The sequence below is a fragment of the Paenibacillus sp. J22R232 genome (genome assembly GCF_056269165.1).
On sequence record NZ_JBWDNK010000001.1, the window covers coordinates 679,521 to 696,336 of the forward strand.

The window sequence follows — 16,816 nt, forward strand, 5'->3', positions numbered from 1 at the left end:
AGAGGATGTGACCTATGGCTGCGATTTATTATGTTTTAGCTGCCTACTTGCTCGTAATGAACGTGTATACCTTTTCTCTGATGGGCATGGATAAAAAGAGTGCCAGAAAACAGCGCAGGCGCGTGGCGGAGAAAAAGCTATTTTTGCTTAGCGCGGCCGGCGGTGCTGCCGGTACCTGGCTTGCCATGAAAGCTTGGCGCCACAAAACGAAGCATCGATCATTTACGGTTGGCATACCGTTCCTGTTTGGACTGAATATATTGCTCGTTCTGGGGGCCGTATGGCTGATTAGGACGGCGCTGAACTCATAATTGCTTTGAGAAGCCGACCTGTGGTATAGTGGGGCTTCTCTTTTTTATTCGTACACCATAACTTAGGAGGTAACTGACTTGACAGTTCAAAGTGCCTATCAAGAAGAACAAGATCGATTAACGAAATCGCTAAACGATATTTTGACACAGCTTCAGGCGATTGGTCCGCGTTACAAAGGTGACGATTTCACGGAGCAAATGCTTGATTTACAGCAAGAGGAACGAAGGCTGCGGCTGGAAATATCGAAGCGTGAGCCGTATTTTGGCCGTATTGACTTTGAAGAGCTGCCGGATGGCGAGAAGAAGCCGTTATATATTGGGAAAGCAGGCGTTGCGAAAAAAGACAGCAACGAGCTGCTCGTTATCGATTGGCGGGCACCTGCCGCCAGCGTTTTCTATTCCTTCACGGGAGGCGAGGCGCCTGCATCCTACGAGTCGCCTGACGGGCAAATCGAAGGGCATGTTCATTTGAAACGAAACTTTATGATTCGCCAAGGTGAAATCGTAAGGCTGGTTGATAGCTATGTGCGCGGTCAGGAGGAGGGCTCGGTAACGGATGAGTTCCTTTTGTACCGCCTCGGTGAGAATAAGGACAACAAGCTGCGCGACATCGTATCGACCATACAAGGCGAGCAGGACCGGATAATACGTGCGGATCGAAGCAAGGCCTTGTTTATTCAAGGCGTTGCGGGGAGCGGAAAAACAACCGTCGCGCTGCATAGGCTCGCTTTTCTTCTCTACCAATATGCCGATAGGATGCGAGCGGAACGAATGATCATATTCGCACCGAACCGTATGTTCCTCGACTACATATCCGGCGTGTTGCCCGAGCTTGGCGTAGGCGACATTCAGCAAACGACATTTAGCGACTGGACGGTTGAGCTGCTGGAGAAAACCATTTCCGTAAGCGATGCCTCGGAAGCGATGTCATATTGGTTCGAGGAGCGCCGTACCGCCGAGGAGATCGAGCAGTCTTCGGGCCGATTCAAAGGAAGCTTGGACTTTAAAGCGATCGTAGACGAGCGGATTGCCGATGTCGAGCAGCGCATCGTTCCTGTCATTCCGTTCCTGCCGATTGAACGCATGGAGCTCTCGCCGGAGCAAATGCGTGAATGGTATGAAACGGACTATGGCGATGAAACGCTGATGAAAAAACGCGACCGGCTAGTTAGCCGCATTCGCCGTTGGATGGAATCCGAGCTGAAGATGAAGGGAATCGCGGACAAAAAGATCCGGGCAAAAGCGCTTGCCAAATTCAATAGCTTCACGAAAAAAATTCCTTCTTATACAGCGCTGCAGCTGTATGCGTCGATGTTCAGCGGCAAGCAGCTGGTCGCAAGCATTCCAAAACGGATTGCGGCCGCGACAGCGGAGCGTCTGAAGAAAGGAGTCGCCGCAGCAGAGGATTTGGCGCCGCTCGCGTACATCCAGCTTCAGCTTTTTGGACTTCCGAAGCAGGCGTTTGATCATATCGTCATCGATGAAGCCCAAGACTATTCGCCGTTTCAGCTTGAAGTGCTGCGGCTATGCCAAAGAACGGCCTCGATGACCGTATTAGGGGATTTACAGCAGGGCATTCACGCTTACGCAGGCGTACGAAGCTGGAGCGAGCTTACTGCCCTGTTCGAGGAAGAGCAGCTAGGCTATTTCGAACTGAATCGATCCTATCGCTCTACGATGGAAATTATTGAATTCGCCAATAAGATCCTTGGCAGCATGATTGGCGAGGTTAAACCTGCTGTCCCGGTATTCCGCAGCGGCGATCCGGTTATCGCGGAGCCGGTGACGGAAGAAAAGTGGCTTCCGTCTATTGCCGCAACCGTTCGGGAATGGCAAGCTAAAGGCGAATACGAAACCATATCCGTCATTGGGCGGACGGCATTGCAGTGTGAGTCTATTCACTTGTATTTGCAAGAAAATGGTCTAGATGCATCATTGGTGCAAAGCAAACAGCCGGCATATGGCGGAGGCTTGTCGGTCGTGCCCGTTTACTTATCCAAAGGGCTGGAGTTCGATGCCGTTCTGATCGCAGATGCGAGCGCTGAGGATTATTCGCCGCTGGATGCCAAGCTGCTTTATGTGGGCTGTACGCGTGCGCTGCATAAGCTGAAGCTTTATTACCGCGGGGAGCTGACGATGCTTCTAGGCGAATAAGCTTGAAAGAATGTCCCGATTGGGAATCATGCAGAAGGATTCATGAATACTGGATGACCGCCGCGGCAATCGTGGCGGTCATTGATGTTTTCTGCGTGCACATGGTTGCCGCGATTATGCCTTAGCAAATAGATCAATAATGTGAACAACGAATCCGATTTCCCGCAAGCATCGTATTAATCGCATATGAGGAGAGTGGCGACGTGGCACAAGTATACGACACGAATGAGCAGCTGCAGGCTTCTTTGCAGGAAATCGAAGCTTGGGAGAAAGCTCAGAAGGATTTATGGTTTTGGGAAAAGCTTGGGCGGCTGCCATTCATGCTGCTGGATAAAGTAACACCGAAATTCATTCAAGACAAGCTTGGCCAAGCAGTGGACGAGATTGGCAGCTATATTCAAAACGGAGGCAAATATCTCATTTCGGAACGCTCTATTATTGAGAGGCTGCAGCGGAATGCCGCGCAAGGCGGATTCATGCTAGCGGATGGGGAACTCATTCATACGCTCGAACATGCGGCGGAATTGCCCCTTGCCGTTATGAACGAAACTGCGGTTCAGCTTGCCTCAAGCCGTTCCACGATGGCGACGCTTCAAGGAGCGACGACGGGAATTGGCGGCATTTTCACGTTAGCGGTAGATATTCCGGCTGTTCTCGGTTTATCGCTTAAGGTTATACAAGAGATTGCGATCAGTTACGGTTTCGATCCGAAGCTAAAGGAAGAGCGCGTTTTCGCCGTGAAAGTCATGCAATTCGCATCATCGGATATTGTTGGCAAAAAAGCGATCATCGAGGAGCTTAGCTCCTACGAGAACGCCAGCGGAAGCAAGCAAATGATGTCGCAGCTGCAAGGCTGGCGTGAAGTCGTAACGGTATACCGCGATAATTTCGGCTGGAAAAAGCTGTTCCAGATGATTCCGGTAGCCGGGATGCTGTTTGGCGCCTTCATCAATAGAGGCATGCTGAACGATGTGGCAGAAGCCGCTACGATGCTATACCGAAAACGGAGAGTATTGATTAAGCTTGACGAGAACGAGGCGAAGACAACATGACAACGATGACAAAAACACAGCTGGCGCGGGATGCAACCGTATTTCTAGGCGAGCTTTATTACGAGCTTGAGAAAACGGAAGCGGAAGCAAAGCGCCGATTGGACGAGGTTCTGGAACAAATCGAGCGAACTGGGAGCTACGAGCATACCTACGAAGAGCTAAAGCATGGTGCCAGAATGGCTTGGCGCAACAATAATCGATGTATCGGCAGGCTGTTTTGGCAGACGTTGGAGGTATTCGATGCACGAGATGCGGTAGATGAGCAGCAAGCTGCGGAACGAATCATACAGCATATCGACTTTGCTACGAATCGCGGCAGAATCCGTCCAGCGATCACGATATTTCCGGCGCGGGGCACTCCAAACAGCATGAGGATTTGGAATCATCAGCTCGTGCGTTACGCGGGCTACATTCAAAAGGATAAAGTCATAGGCGACACATCGTCGCTTGCTTTCACCACCGCCTGCGAGAAGCTTGGCTGGAGTGGCGAGGGCACGCGCTTTGACGTATTGCCGCTTGTCATCCAGAAGGGCAATGATATACCGAAGTGGTTTGAATTACCTAAGGAGAGCGTGCTTGAGGTGCCATTAACGCATCCGAGCCATGACAGCTTCGGGGATTTAGGCTTGAAATGGTACGGTGTTCCCTTTGTCTCGGACATGGAGCTGGAGATTGGAGGCATTCGTTACGGGGCCGCTCCATTCAACGGCTGGTACATGGGTACGGAAATCGGCGCAAGAAATTTGTCAGACGCGGACCGTTATGATCAGCTTCCTAACGTCGCCAAGCTGTTTGGCTTTGACATGTCAACGAATACGTCGCTGTGGAAGGATCGCGCACTCGTTGAACTAAATATAGCCGTGCTCCATTCCTACAAGAAGCACGGCGTTAGCATTGTTGACCATCATACGGCAGCTGAGCAGTTTCTGCGTTTCGAGAAGCAGGAACAAGAGAAGGGCAGGCCTGTAACGGGACGATGGTCGTGGCTTATCCCTCCAATGTCGCCCGCAACGACAGGCATATGGCATCGCAGCTATGAAGATATTGAACGGACGCCAATATACCGATCACAGCCGGTGCCATATTGATGGTTAAATAGCTGCCTGCTTGGAGAGGTCTTCCCTAATCAAGTCGGCGGTTAATTGACCGCTTAGCGTTACCATCGGAACGCCTCCGCCGGGATGCGTAGAACCTCCAACGAAATAAAGGTTGCCAATCAGAGGGCTGCGCGCCGGAATTTTAAACCCGCCATTTAACTTGCGATCCGTTACTACGCCGTAGATGGAGCCCCCGTTGGAACCGTATAGCGATTGAATGTCATCTGGCAGAAATTGATGCTCCCACTCAATGTGCTGACGCAAATTGTCCGCACCCATCCGCTCCAGCTTATCCAGCACAAGCTCGCGATAGGCTTCTTGGTAGGTCGTCCAGCTCTCGCCTTCGCGGAGCGGCGGGACATGCGTGAGGACGAACCAGTTTTCTTTCCCTGCAGGAGCCTGGGAAGGGTCGCTTTTAGACGAAATCCCCACATAGACGGTAGGATCGGCTGACGGCTTTTTATGGACAAACATATCTCGGAACTCAGTTTCGGCATTTTTAGCAAATAGGAAGTTATGATGCTTGAAGCCGTCATAGCTTCGATTGACGCCTAGCAGCATGACATGGCCGGAAACGGTAGGCGCGTATTTCTCCAGCTTCGTAATCTGGGCCGCGCTTTGCGGATGATGGCTAAGAATGCTTTTATGGGCAGGCACTGCTTCCAGATTGCTTACCACGAGGTCGCAGCCAATGGTATCGTTATCAAGCCTTACACCGGTGGCACGGCCATTCTCCGTGACGACCTCAAGCACTTCGCTGTTCGTTCGAACCTCGACGCCGAGCTCGACCAGCAGCTTCAGCATGCCGCGTGCGATATTGTACATACCTCCTTCCACATAATGAATGCCAAGACCCATCTGCACGTATATAAGCTGTGACAGTACGGCAGGTGCCGCATATGGCGATGAGCCAATATACATGATCATGAAGTTGAATAGCTGCTTCAGATGCGGATGACGCAAATAATGCTCTGTTTTTTGTGCCATCGACTTAAGCGGATCCATGGCAAGCAGCTCCTTTAGAGAGTGCTGCTGCCGCATATCCGAAATGCCGGCAATGGAACGCGAGTAAAAGCTTTTTAGGCTGAGCTCTTACTGTTGGCGGCAATAATCCACATAACGGATAAACCGTTCTCTGTCTTCAGGCGACAAACTACCAATCTGTGCAAGCATATTGGGCAGATCCCCTAGCACGTCAAGCTCTGTCCCATCCTCATATTTAGCCCGCCACTGCGGTTCTACGCGCTTTAAAGTCATATAATCCTCTAACCGCTTACCAGCGGATGCGAAGAGCTGCTCGAGTACCCACGGCATCGTCAGAATGGAAGGACCCGTATCGAAACGGTAGCCCGCACCTTCCCGAATATTAAGCTTTCCCCCTGCCCGTTCGTTTTTCTCCAGAACTAGAACGTCATGCCCATCAGCCCGAAGCCTGATAGCGGCAGATAGACCTCCAAGTCCTCCGCCGATCACGATAACTTTTTTATTCATCGTTTCTATTCCTCCTGATTTGAAATCGCACATATGGTTGATAATAGATTCATACCCACAATAATTGTCTTATAATCCCATTCTGTACGCTTTTCACGCTGAAAATACGGGATATCTAAAACTTTTACTATCATTTTGAAGCAAGGAGATAGGAAAAATGGTGCATGTGCTTTGGGATGCTTTCTGTGTGTTGCTAGGTTTGTTACTCTTTCAACCAAAAGGGCTGAAAAAAAAGAAAAGAGCAGCCGTTCATAGAACGGTTCATAGCGAACGGTTGGACAGCGATGAGCGAGCCGCCAAGCTGTCGGTTATTATTCCTGCCCGCAATGAAGCGGATAATTTAAGCGTGCTGCTTCCGATGCTAGCGAAGCAAGGCGTATTGCCCTATGAGATTATCGTTGTGGATGACGGTTCGGCAGACGGTACGTCAGGTGTGGCAAAAGCATTCGGGGCAATGGTAGTGGCAGCGCCGCCGCTTCCCGCGGGCTGGATCGGAAAGTCGTGGGCATGCTGGAATGGGGCACTGGCCTCAAGCGGGGAGTGGCTGCTGTTTCTCGATGCCGACACTAGGCCGTCACCGCTGTTTGTTTTGAGCATGCAGGACGCTCTTCTTCGACATGGCGGAATGGTCAGCGTTCAGCCTGCGCATGCGGTGCCAACATTTCGCGAGCAATGCTCGGCCTTCTTCAATCTTGTTGTTACGGCCGGTTCTGGCGCGTCTGCTGCGCTGCCATTGCAAACAGCCGGCTTCGGGCCTTGCGCTGCTTTCAGTCGTAATGACTATTTCGAGCTGGGAGGCCATGAAAGCGTGCGCTCGGCTATTTTGGAGCATTTGTCTCTCGGGAAACGGTTTATGGATGCCGGATATTCGTCAACCTTGCTCCTAGGCAGGACGTTGCTACAATTTCGAATGTATCCCAAAGGGTGGAAAGCGCTCGTTCAGGGCTGGTCCAAAAGCATCGGGAAGGGGGCTGGCGCTACGCCTATCCTACTTCTTGCCATCGTCATTTTGTGGCTGTCAGGCCTTGCTGCAGCCGCGGTTCGCATCATATCCTGCTTGGAAGGAGTGACTGCGTCAGAATGGCTGGCTGCCAGCTTGCTCTATATCCTTGCGGTCGTAACCGTAGCGCGCGGTTTGAGCGAGAGCGGTACATTCAAGTGGTATACGAAGGTTTTTTATCCCGTCTATATGCTCCTGTTCGGAGTGCTGTTTAGTTATTCGATTTTTCTTTCCTTTATCGTGCGCAGAGTGTCGTGGAAAGGGAGGCAGATCGATGTTCCTTAACCTGCCATCGCCTGTCATTTGGTTTTTAAATATAGGTGGTTTAGCCGGGCTGCCGCTGGTTATCAGTTGGTTGTTTATTCGGTTGCCCAATCGCTTATTCGCAGCCGACAAGGGATTGACCAAGCTGCTTCGCTTCGAAATAAACGAAAGACGGTTTGCACGCCTCATTCGGATAAAGCGCTGGAAACGATGGCTTCCTGACGGGGGGGCATGGATGAAGGGCGGATTTGCCAAAAAAAACATGTCAACGGCCACTTCGGCATACTTGCGTCAATTCATGCTCGAAACGCGGCGCGGAGAATGGGCACATTGGATCATGCTTCTTTCGACCCCCTTATTCAGCCTTTGGAATGAAGGGTGGAGCATGATTATCGTGATAACCTATGCTCTTGCGGCTAATTTGCCTTGCATACTCGTGCAGCGCTACAATCGTTCGAGGTTCTCACGCCTGATGTCACGAAGGGACGAGATATGCTATCCTAAGGAGATGACATCAGCTCGCTTGGAGGAATTATAAACGTGGATTTTAACATGCAATATTTGTCCTTTTTCGTTATTCATACCGATGGAGAGGAGAGTGCGGCCTCATCAGGCAAACGGTTCAAGCATTACCAGACGCTGGAGGAGGACACCTATGAGGACAGTGAAATTCAAAGGTTTCTGGATGACGAATTTAAACGGATCGTGAAACGCAAGGTGGAGCGCAATCCAAATTCCGCAGGGGCACCAACCAAGATCGGCAGGTTTATGGTAGAGCCCGGCTACGAGCTGGGAAGCAACCAAAACTATAATCTGTTTCAAAGACTTCGCGATGCCGACTCCAAAGAGCGCTTTATCGGCATAGCGGATGAGCTCGTGCGTATCTACATGGATACGAGCGCTGTACGCGGCGGTGCCTTCATTATTGCGTTGTCGAAGCTGAACACGTATTTCGACGAACCGTTTTTATTTTTGCTCAAATGCGACTTTGAACCGAAAATCGCTAGAATTTCCGATGAGAAAAATTTGATCTCGCAGGTTGAGATGGCCATAAGCGCGCGGAGCATCAAATCGATCCAATATCCGCACATGCCGGAGGAAGGGATGCTGGAGCATTGGGAGCTTAAAATCCATCAAGCCTCGCATGCGCGGTATTTCGAGGATTTTTTGAAATACGTTTCGTATGAGAAGCCGTTGCCTGAAGTAATGGGAGAACAGGTTGTTGAAATGGTTCATCAATATATCGCGGACAAGTGGCAGGAGGACGAGAGCTCCGAACGGCGCGAGGAAGAAAATGCGGTTGAAGTGTGGGCGGCAAGCGAGAAGCGGGACCTTCAGGAATGGTGGACGCCGGAGCAGGTGGAGACTGCCGCCGCGGCATTGGTTGAGCAAAAGCCTGATCTGCCTTTTTCGTTCAAGCTTGGCGATGTGACGGTAAAGGGGCTGCTGGCCGATTTCGGTGACAGTATTCATTTCGCCAAGCACAATGGACGATACGTTGTTGTGATTGAAGGAGACTCCTTCCAATTCGATAAAGGAATGTCGCCCGTCGAGCTTGTGCAGCCGCTTGATTTGGTTGACGTGATGCCACGAATCGGCAGTAAGCAGCCCGTTGAAGACGCGGATTCGGGTTACAGCTATACGCCTGCCGGGGAAACGCCGCTGAGCAATGGCGACGTGCCGTGGTAAGGCAGCATCAGGTATGAATGAAAGAGGAAAAGGAGAGGATAGTTAAGTGGATAACTTATTTTTTATAGAAATAGGCATGGGATGCGACCTGCATGGCCAGAACATTACAAAGGCATCGGTGCGTGCGGTACAGAACGCTATTCACCACAATTCTATGCCTGGTCTTCGGTCCGTGCTGCCGGGAGGGTCTCTTGATAACATGAAGGTGCGCGTCAGGCTCGCGCTTCCATGCGATCATGAGCTGCTTGATTTGGAGCAGGTTAGGTCTGTATTGCCCTACGGTCAAGTCACGATCGAAGTAATGAATGGCGGAATGCTCACGACAAGCGGAATTGTACTGCCGGATAAAGATGACAAAAACGATTTGATTTATATCGTGAATGCATCGGTAGAGGTAGGCTACTAGTCGCATCTCCATTTGCCCAAAAGGGAGAACAGTATGGTTTTAAAGCTAGGACTATTCGCGCTGCTGCTCGTATTTACCGCTTTTTTCGTTGCGACTGAATTCGCAATTATCCGAATGCGCTCAAGCCGTGTCAACCAAATGGTTACGGAAGGGGTCAAAAACGCAAAAGCCGTAGAGCAAGTCACGAACAAGCTGGACGGTTATTTATCCGCTTGCCAGCTTGGCATTACGATTACGGCTCTCGGCTTAGGATGGCTTGGGGAGCCGACGATTGAGCTTGTTCTGCATCCCATCTTTGATCGTTTACATATTGAGGGCGATATTAGCAATGTGCTCTCGTTTATCGTCTCGTTTATTCTCGTGACATACCTGCATGTGGTGCTTGGCGAGCTTGCGCCTAAGACGTTGGCGATCATTAAGCCGGAGGAAGTAAGCCAATGGGCAGCGCCGATCATTATCGTGTTCTACAAAGTGATGTTCCCGTTTATTTGGCTGCTTAACGGATCTGCCAATTCCTTGGTCAGACTGCTCGGTTTGAAGCCGGCAAGCGAGCATGAGGCGCATTCCGAGGAAGAGATTCGGATTATTTTGTCCGAGAGCTATGAAAGCGGGAAAATCAACAAAAGCGAATACGGTTATGTGAACCGCATCTTCGCTTTCGACGAGCGGCTCGCACGTGAAATTATGGTCCCAAGAACCGATATGGTGTGCTTGTATGCGAACCATACACGCGAAGAAAACCTGGCAACGATTAAGCGAGAGCAGTATACGCGCTTTCCGGTCGCAAAGGGAAGCAAGGACAACATTATCGGCGTCTTGAATACGAAGCAGTTTTTTCTTCGGTATGAGGAAGACCGACATGTAGAGGTCTCCTCTCTGCTGCAAACGGTTATGTCTGTGCCTGAGGTGATGCCCATCAATAAGCTTCTTCGTAAAATGCAGCTGGAGCGGGTTCATATCGCTGTCCTGCTTGACGAATACGGCGGAACGGCGGGCTTAATTACGATCGAAGATATCATCGAGGAGATTGTTGGGGAAATCCGCGATGAATTCGACGAGGATGAGGTAAAGGAAATCGAGCTTTTGGAGCAGCAGCGTTATATGGTCAACGGAAAAGCGCTTATCACAGAGGTGAACGAAGCCGTAGGCACGGAGCTTGCATGCGAAGAAGTAGATTCCATCGGCGGCTGGCTATTTAACTTGAAGCCGGAGCTTCCCGTCGGTGAGCCTTGGGTATTTGACAACGTCACGTTCACCATTCGCGAACGTGACGATAACCGTATTCGCAAAATCGAAATTCAAACCGATTTTCATGAAAATGAAATGGGCACCTATGGACATGCATAAGCTATAACAATGAAATGAATAAGAGGATTACCGAGGGGGAGATCGGGAGTTGGGCGATTTAATTACCGCGATTATTATGGGTATTGTTGAAGGATTGACGGAGTTTTTACCTGTATCGTCAACTGGTCACTTAATTCTGACGGCGGAGCTGCTGAATTTCAAAGGCGATCGGGCCAAAACGTTCGAGGTTGTTATTCAATTCGGTGCCGTGCTCGCAGTACTTGTGCTTTACCGAAAGCGGTTCGCAAGCTTGCTTAATTTCAAAATGGGCAAAGGCTCTGGGCTGAACGCCCTGCATATTATTGTGGCGATGGCGCCGGCTGGCGCCTGTGCCGTACTGCTGCATGCCTTCATCAAAGGCGAGCTGTTCGCCGCCGAAAAAGTATTAATCGGTTTAGTCGCCGGAGGCATACTGATGATTATTGCGGATCGGGTCCGGAAGAAGCCGACGGCGGAAGAGCTTGATGATATTACATACAAGCAAGCATTCGCGGTAGGCTGCTTCCAGATTCTGGCCTTGTGGCCGGGATTTTCACGATCAGGCTCCACCATTTCGGGAGGCATGCTGTTCGGCGTAAGCCAGAAAGCGGCAGCGGAATTTACGTTTCTGGTCTCTGTCCCGATAATGGCTGGCGCAAGCGGCATTGATCTTCTCAAGAGCCGGGAGTTTCTCACGACAGCAGATTTGCCATTGTTTCTGATCGGGTTAATTGCAGCTTTTATCGTAGGCATGATCGCAGTCGTAACATTTATTAACATGATGAAAAAAATCAAGCTTTCATGGTTTGCTTATTATCGATTTGCATTAGCCGCACTCTTTTATTTTATTCTTTTTTAAATGCTGAGTGATGTAAAATCCATCTGAAAAACAAGCGTAAATGATAGCCATTATCAGTGTTTTCCTTAAAGCGTCGAGAACCGTTTTCAATTAGATGAAATGACGAAAAAAAGATGAAAAAACATCTATCATTAATTTATATCCAAGCTATTAATTTTTCTGATAAACCAAATGAAATCAGGGCGAAATGCCCTGATTTTTTTATTTTATAAGCCAAATGAAGATAATTGTATAAAAATAGGTGATTTTACACGAAAGCGGGTCGTTGAAGGTTTTGTCTGATTATGTTAGGTTAAGTAATATTGAGCTACAGAAAAAGTGCCGTGTGCACGCCGTGAATTGACGATGAATGAAATTGATGATTTTATGTTTATGAGAGGTGGATATTGTTGCAACTTCAGGTAACGAACAGTCCGTTTAACCAGGAGCAAGTCGAGCTATTGAATCGCCTGCTTCCGACACTAACCGAGTCTCAGCAGATTTGGCTGACAGGGTATATGTTTGCCCGTCAGGCAGCTGTTGGCACGCCATCAGCAGAGGCCGTCGTACAGGCCATTTCAGAAACGCCTAAGTTAGAAGATATCGTTTCCGTTAGCAATGTTCCCGCAGCATCTCGCGAGGTAACCATCCTATTCGGCTCCCAAACAGGCAATTGCCAAAGACTTGCGACAGGGATGGCGCGCAAGCTAGAAGAGCAGGGCATGCAGGTTACACTTGCTGCCATGAACAAATACAAAACGAACGGCTTGAAAAAAGTCGAGAACTTATTGCTAGTCGTCAGTACGCATGGCGAAGGCGAACCGCCGGATAATGCACGCGCTTTACACGAATTTTTATACAGCAAGCGTGCTCCGCAATTCGACAATCTCTTTTTCTCCGTCCTTGCGTTAGGCGATACGTCCTATGAGTTTTTCTGCCAGACGGGCAAGGATTTCGATCAGCGTCTCGAGGAGCTTGGCGGCAAACGCTTAAGCCCGCGTGTCGATTGCGATCTTGATTATGATGAGCCGGTTGCACAATGGTCCGCTCAAGTCATTAACGCTTTGAACGAGCGTATTAACGGCGGTTCGAGTGCTGCAGCAGCCGTTCAGTCGCCTGCTCTTGAATCGTCTGCCGTACAATCCGCATATTCACGCACGAATCCTTTCAAAGCAGAAGTACTTGCGAACCTCAACCTGAATGGCCGCGGGTCAGATCGGGAAACACGCCATTTGGAGCTGTCGCTCGAAGGATCCGATTTGCAGTACGAGCCAGGAGACAGTCTGGGGATTTATCCGGAGAACCATCCTGAACTAGTAGATGCCATTATACGTGAGCTGAACTTCAATCCTGAAGAGATCGTACCAGTGAACAAGAACAATGAACAAGGTTCATTGCGCGATGCTCTTCTTAAGCATTATGAAATTACCGCTTTGACTAAACCGCTCCTTGCGCAAGCAGCAGAGCTCACAGCCAACACTGCACTCCGCGAGCTTCTTGCGCCAGGCAACGAACAAGCACTCAAAGAATATGCAAGCGGCCGTGACCTGCTTGATCTTGTACAGGACTTTGGACCATGGCAAGCAAACGCAAGCCGTTTCGTAACGATACTTCGCAAGCTTCCGGCTCGCTTGTATTCCATTGCAAGCAGCTTCAAAGCGAACGAGGATGAAGTTCATTTAACGATCCGTGCAGTCCGCTATGAGGCGCATGGCCGCGATCGCTACGGGGTATGCTCGATTCATTGCGCAGACCGCGTCCAACCGGGTGACAGCCTTCCGATTTATATTCAACAAAATCCAAACTTCAAGCTGCCATCTAACTCCGATGCGCCGATCATCATGATTGGACCGGGAACCGGCGTTGCTCCGTTCCGTTCATTCCTTGAGGAACGCGAAGAGCTGGGTGCAGAGGGGAAATCGTGGTTGTTCTACGGCGACCGCCATTTCGTTACCGATTTCTTGTACCAAACCGATTGGCAGCGGATGCTTAAAGACGGTGTCCTGACGAAATTAGACGTTGCTTTCTCTCGTGATACGGAAGAGAAGGTTTATGTGCAGCAGCGAGTGCTTGAGAATAGCAAAGAGCTGTATACGTGGCTGCAAGAAGGCGCTCATGTTTATATTTGCGGCGATGAGAAGCATATGGCACATGACGTGCATTCCGCATTGTTGACGGTTATCGAGCAGGAGGGCTCGCTGAGCGCAGAGGAAGCAGCCGCATATCTGGATGATATGCAGCAGCAGCAGCGCTACCAGCGTGACGTTTATTAAATAAAATGGCAAACAACGAGAGATCGCGAATGATTGCGAGAGGAGACAGCAACAATGGCAAAAGAACAATTGGTTAAGCCGATCGGCGGGCCTCCAAGTGAAGTGGAGCATATTAAGATCGAAAGCAACTACCTGCGCGGGGCATTGGTCGAGACGCTGAAAAATCCAATTACGGGCGGCTTGCCTGAGGATGACAACCGGCTGTTGAAGTTTCACGGGAGCTACATGCAGGATGACAGGGACTTGCGCAACGAGCGTGAACGCCAGAAGCTGGAGCCCGCATTTCAATTTATGCTGCGGGTAGTATTGCCGAGCGGCGTAGCCACTTCCCAGCAATGGCTGGCTATGGACGGTCTGGCACATAAATACGGCAATGGCACGCTTCGCCTTACGACACGGCAAACGTTTCAAATGCACGGCATTTTGAAATGGAACCTGAAGCCGACGCTGAAAAAAATCAATGACGAGCTGATGACGACGCTTGCTGCTTGCGGTGACGTAAACCGTAACGTAATGTGCAGCCCGAATCCGTTTCAATCCGATCTTCATGGAGAGGTAAGCCACTGGGCACGCCAGGTAAACGACCATTTGGCTCCGCGTACCCGCGCTTATCATGAGATTTGGCTTGACGGCGAGAAGGTTGTTGATGGCCAGCAAGACGGCGCAGAGGTCGAACCGATCTACGGACCGGTATATTTGCCTCGTAAATTCAAAATCGGCTTTGCCATTCCGCCTTATAACGACGTGGACGTGTTCTCGCAGGATATCGGTTTTATCGCCGTTATTGAAGACGGGAAGCTAAAAGGCTTTAATATCTCGGTTGGCGGTGGCATGGGCATGTCGCATGGCGACACGGCTACTTATCCGCAGCTCGGCAAGGTTATCGGTTTTTGTCCGCCTGAGCGCATCGTAGCGCTTGCGGAGAAAACCGTTATGATCCAGCGTGACTACGGCAACCGTTCCGTTCGGAAAAACGCAAGATTCAAATATACGATTGACCGCCACGGCATTGAATGGTTCAAGTCTGAGCTGCAAAACCGTTTGGGCTGGCAGCTTGAGGATGTACGTCCTTACCAATTCGTAAATAACGGCGATCGCTATGGCTGGTTAAAGGGAAGCAACGGCAAATGGAATTTGACGGTGTACATCCAAAGCGGACGGATTGACGATCAGGAAGGTTATCCGTTAATGACTGGGCTTCGAGAAATTGCAAAGGTTCATACCGGCGATTTCCGCATTACACCGAACCAGAATTTAATTATCGGCAATGTAACGAGCCAGAAAAAACGTAAAATTACAGAATTGGTCGAGCAGTACGGTCTAACGGACGGTGCGCATCATTCTGCGCTGCGTAGAAGCTCCCTTTCCTGCGTATCTCTGCCAACCTGCGGCCTTGCTATGGCTGAGGCGGAGCGTTATCTGCCGACGCTTATCGACAAGCTAGAGCCAATCATAAATGAAGCGGGACTTCGCGACCAAGAAATTAATATTCGGATGACCGGCTGCCCGAACGGGTGCGCTAGACCGGCGCTCGGCGAAATTTCTTTTATCGGAAAAGCATTGGGCAAATACAATATGTATATGGGTGCTGGCCATGCCGGTGACCGACTCAATAAGCTTTACCGTGAAAATATTGATGAAACCGAGATTTTGGACACGCTTCGGCCGATCATAAACCAATACGCCAAAAAACGTGATTCCGGCGAGCATTTTGGAGATTTCGTTATTCGTGCTGGTTATGTGAAAGCTGTCCATGACGGTCAGGAATTCCATAACTAAAAAATTGCTATCGTTAAAACAGTAAAAGACCAAGGCGCTGACCTTGGTCTTTTTGCTGCTTTATTCGTTATCGTATGCGATGAGAACGATATTTGTTTTGCTCGCAATGGTTATTCGCGTAGCAGTTTTTTGTCGAGCACGAAAGTGCCGAAAGGCAGGAAAGCGGCAATGAACGCTGCAGCGGCTTTAAGAATCGACCAGCGATGCACGATCCAAACATGCAGAACCGCTAACATATAAAGAACGAACAAGAGCCCATGCAGACCGCCGACAACGGTTACGGCCTCGGGAATATCCGCCCAATATTTAAGGGGCATTGCGATTAGCAGTAGTACCAGAAAAGAAATTCCTTCGTAAAATCCAACGACGCGCAGTCGGCCCATGGCCGTTTTGAACATGTGATTACCTCCGATTATGATTGAGTCTTTCGCGGCTCTAAACCAGCCCACAGTAGTTCTACGATTTCGGACGCAGCTTGTTCCACTGTTTTTTCGCTATTGATAATTTCTTTGCGATTTTTTACCGTCAGCATCGCAGTGAACAGATGGGCCAGGAGCATCGGATCGTTTGAGGAGATCTCGCCTTCATCGATCGCTTTCTTGAATTCAGAACTGATCAGGACATGAAGCGCGTGCTCGCTTGCTCGAATGCTGGCGATCTGCTCCTCGGATAAGCCAGAGGACGCTTCGCGCATCATCGTCTCGAATTCGACATGCGCGTTTTTCATATGGCGAACGGCGACGTTTAGCAATCTTTCTTTCAGGGTACCATCTACTAGGAGGAAGGCAGCCGTATTATCGTAAGCCATTTTCAATACGAATTGGAGACATTCCGTGAACAGAATGCTCTTGTTATTGAAATAATAATAAACGCTTGCTTTCGTTATCCCGCAAGACTGCGCAACACCTTCCAAGGATACCTTCTCAAATCCCTGGTCCATAAAAAGAAAAGCAGCTGTGCGCAAAATCTGCTGCATCGTCTGGATCGAACCTGTGCCTTTTGGCCGGCCTGGCTTGCGTTTGATTTGCTCTTCGCTCATGGCCATGACCTCCATTCATCAAATTGTAATAATTTTAGATTGATTAATTAACCTTCGGGTATATATAATTAAATCATCGCTTGTTTTCATTTTAAAC

16 protein-coding genes are annotated in these 16,816 nt (G+C 49.8%); 12 read left to right on the forward strand and 4 right to left on the reverse strand.

Annotated features, from left to right (window positions below; translation table 11 throughout):
* Nucleotides 1-14 precede the first annotated feature (14 nt).
* The 4 genes from AC0YN3_RS03280 (at nucleotide 15) to AC0YN3_RS03295 (ending at nucleotide 4,605) form a co-directional block, all read left to right on the forward strand.
* Nucleotides 15-311 carry a DUF1294 domain-containing protein gene (locus AC0YN3_RS03280; protein WP_475773667.1) on the forward strand — a complete coding sequence of 99 codons (297 nt, stop codon included), beginning with the start codon at nucleotides 15-17 and terminating at the stop codon, nucleotides 309-311.
* Nucleotides 312-389: 78 nt separating this feature from the next.
* A complete protein-coding gene (locus AC0YN3_RS03285) occupies nucleotides 390-2,465 on the forward strand; it encodes a HelD family protein (RefSeq protein ID WP_475773668.1) in 2,076 nt (691 codons plus the stop codon).
* A 203-nt stretch (nucleotides 2,466-2,668) separates the two neighbouring features.
* Nucleotides 2,669-3,517 carry an EcsC family protein gene (locus tag AC0YN3_RS03290; protein ID WP_475773669.1) on the forward strand — a complete coding sequence of 283 codons (849 nt, stop codon included), beginning with the start codon at nucleotides 2,669-2,671 and terminating at the stop codon, nucleotides 3,515-3,517.
* Nucleotides 3,514-4,605, forward strand: a complete 1,092-nt coding sequence (locus AC0YN3_RS03295; RefSeq protein WP_475773670.1) for a nitric oxide synthase oxygenase — start codon at nucleotides 3,514-3,516, stop codon at nucleotides 4,603-4,605. Before AC0YN3_RS03290 ends, AC0YN3_RS03295 begins: the two co-directional genes overlap by 4 nt.
* A 3-nt stretch (nucleotides 4,606-4,608) precedes the next feature.
* Here AC0YN3_RS03295 and AC0YN3_RS03300 read toward each other — a convergent pair whose 3' ends face one another.
* A complete protein-coding gene (locus AC0YN3_RS03300; protein ID WP_475773671.1) occupies nucleotides 4,609-5,619 on the reverse strand; it encodes a phytoene desaturase family protein in 1,011 nt (336 codons plus the stop codon).
* A gap of 87 nt (nucleotides 5,620-5,706) precedes the next feature.
* A complete protein-coding gene (locus AC0YN3_RS03305) occupies nucleotides 5,707-6,105 on the reverse strand; it encodes a phytoene desaturase family protein (protein ID WP_475773672.1) in 399 nt (132 codons plus the stop codon).
* A 157-nt stretch (nucleotides 6,106-6,262) separates the two neighbouring features.
* On the opposite strand from AC0YN3_RS03305, the gene AC0YN3_RS03310 reads away from it, so the two are divergent.
* The 8 genes from AC0YN3_RS03310 to cysI all read left to right on the forward strand — a co-directional run bounded on the left by AC0YN3_RS03310 (nucleotide 6,263) and on the right by cysI (nucleotide 15,680).
* Nucleotides 6,263-7,390, forward strand: a complete 1,128-nt coding sequence (locus tag AC0YN3_RS03310; RefSeq protein ID WP_475773673.1) for a glycosyltransferase family 2 protein — start codon at nucleotides 6,263-6,265, stop codon at nucleotides 7,388-7,390.
* Nucleotides 7,380-7,907 carry a glycosyl-4,4'-diaponeurosporenoate acyltransferase CrtO family protein gene (locus AC0YN3_RS03315; protein WP_475773674.1) on the forward strand — a complete coding sequence of 176 codons (528 nt, stop codon included), beginning with the start codon at nucleotides 7,380-7,382 and terminating at the stop codon, nucleotides 7,905-7,907. The genes AC0YN3_RS03310 and AC0YN3_RS03315 overlap by 11 nt, the downstream gene beginning before the upstream one ends.
* A 2-nt stretch (nucleotides 7,908-7,909) precedes the next feature.
* Nucleotides 7,910-9,058, forward strand: a complete 1,149-nt coding sequence (locus tag AC0YN3_RS03320; RefSeq protein WP_475773675.1) for a DUF3900 domain-containing protein — start codon at nucleotides 7,910-7,912, stop codon at nucleotides 9,056-9,058.
* Nucleotides 9,059-9,104: 46 nt separating this feature from the next.
* On the forward strand, nucleotides 9,105-9,464 hold the full coding sequence (locus AC0YN3_RS03325; protein WP_475773676.1) for a Lin0512 family protein: 360 nt from the start codon (nucleotides 9,105-9,107) through the stop codon (nucleotides 9,462-9,464).
* Nucleotides 9,465-9,497: 33 nt separating this feature from the next.
* Nucleotides 9,498-10,811 (forward strand): hemolysin family protein, encoded by a 1,314-nt coding sequence (locus tag AC0YN3_RS03330; RefSeq protein ID WP_475773677.1) that lies wholly within the window; start codon nucleotides 9,498-9,500, stop codon nucleotides 10,809-10,811.
* A gap of 49 nt (nucleotides 10,812-10,860) precedes the next feature.
* Nucleotides 10,861-11,649, forward strand: a complete 789-nt coding sequence (locus AC0YN3_RS03335) for an undecaprenyl-diphosphate phosphatase (protein ID WP_475773678.1) — start codon at nucleotides 10,861-10,863, stop codon at nucleotides 11,647-11,649.
* A gap of 389 nt (nucleotides 11,650-12,038) precedes the next feature.
* Nucleotides 12,039-13,901, forward strand: a complete 1,863-nt coding sequence (locus AC0YN3_RS03340) for an assimilatory sulfite reductase (NADPH) flavoprotein subunit (RefSeq protein WP_475773679.1) — start codon at nucleotides 12,039-12,041, stop codon at nucleotides 13,899-13,901.
* Between the two features lie 54 nt (nucleotides 13,902-13,955).
* Nucleotides 13,956-15,680, forward strand: coding sequence for an assimilatory sulfite reductase (NADPH) hemoprotein subunit (gene cysI / locus AC0YN3_RS03345; protein WP_475773680.1), 1,725 nt, complete (start codon nucleotides 13,956-13,958; stop codon nucleotides 15,678-15,680).
* Between the two features lie 110 nt (nucleotides 15,681-15,790).
* Here the strand turns inward: cysI and AC0YN3_RS03350 are convergent, their stop codons facing one another.
* On the reverse strand, nucleotides 15,791-16,078 hold the full coding sequence (locus AC0YN3_RS03350) for a DUF3817 domain-containing protein (RefSeq protein ID WP_441941874.1): 288 nt from the start codon (nucleotides 16,076-16,078) through the stop codon (nucleotides 15,791-15,793).
* A gap of 14 nt (nucleotides 16,079-16,092) precedes the next feature.
* Complete coding sequence (locus AC0YN3_RS03355; RefSeq protein WP_475773681.1) at nucleotides 16,093-16,719, reverse strand: TetR/AcrR family transcriptional regulator; 627 nt, start codon at nucleotides 16,717-16,719, stop codon at nucleotides 16,093-16,095.
* Nucleotides 16,720-16,816 lie beyond the last annotated feature (97 nt).

Excerpts from the sequence above, each read along its gene's own strand:
- AC0YN3_RS03280 (WP_475773667.1), top strand. The coding sequence starts at position 15 with ATGGCTGCGATTTATTATGTTTTAGCTGCCTACTTGCTCGTAATGAAC.
- AC0YN3_RS03295 (WP_475773670.1), top strand. The coding sequence starts at position 3,514 with ATGACAACGATGACAAAAACACAGCTGGCGCGGGATGCAACCGTATTT.
- AC0YN3_RS03300 (WP_475773671.1), bottom strand. The coding sequence starts at position 5,619 with ATGGATCCGCTTAAGTCGATGGCACAAAAAACAGAGCATTATTTGCGT.
- AC0YN3_RS03305 (WP_475773672.1), bottom strand. The coding sequence starts at position 6,105 with ATGAATAAAAAAGTTATCGTGATCGGCGGAGGACTTGGAGGTCTATCT.
- AC0YN3_RS03310 (WP_475773673.1), top strand. The coding sequence starts at position 6,263 with ATGGTGCATGTGCTTTGGGATGCTTTCTGTGTGTTGCTAGGTTTGTTA.
- AC0YN3_RS03315 (WP_475773674.1), top strand. The coding sequence starts at position 7,380 with ATGTTCCTTAACCTGCCATCGCCTGTCATTTGGTTTTTAAATATAGGT.
- AC0YN3_RS03330 (WP_475773677.1), top strand. The coding sequence starts at position 9,498 with ATGGTTTTAAAGCTAGGACTATTCGCGCTGCTGCTCGTATTTACCGCT.
- cysI (WP_475773680.1), top strand. The coding sequence starts at position 13,956 with ATGGCAAAAGAACAATTGGTTAAGCCGATCGGCGGGCCTCCAAGTGAA.
- AC0YN3_RS03350 (WP_441941874.1), bottom strand. The coding sequence starts at position 16,078 with ATGTTCAAAACGGCCATGGGCCGACTGCGCGTCGTTGGATTTTACGAA.
- AC0YN3_RS03355 (WP_475773681.1), bottom strand. The coding sequence starts at position 16,719 with ATGAGCGAAGAGCAAATCAAACGCAAGCCAGGCCGGCCAAAAGGCACA.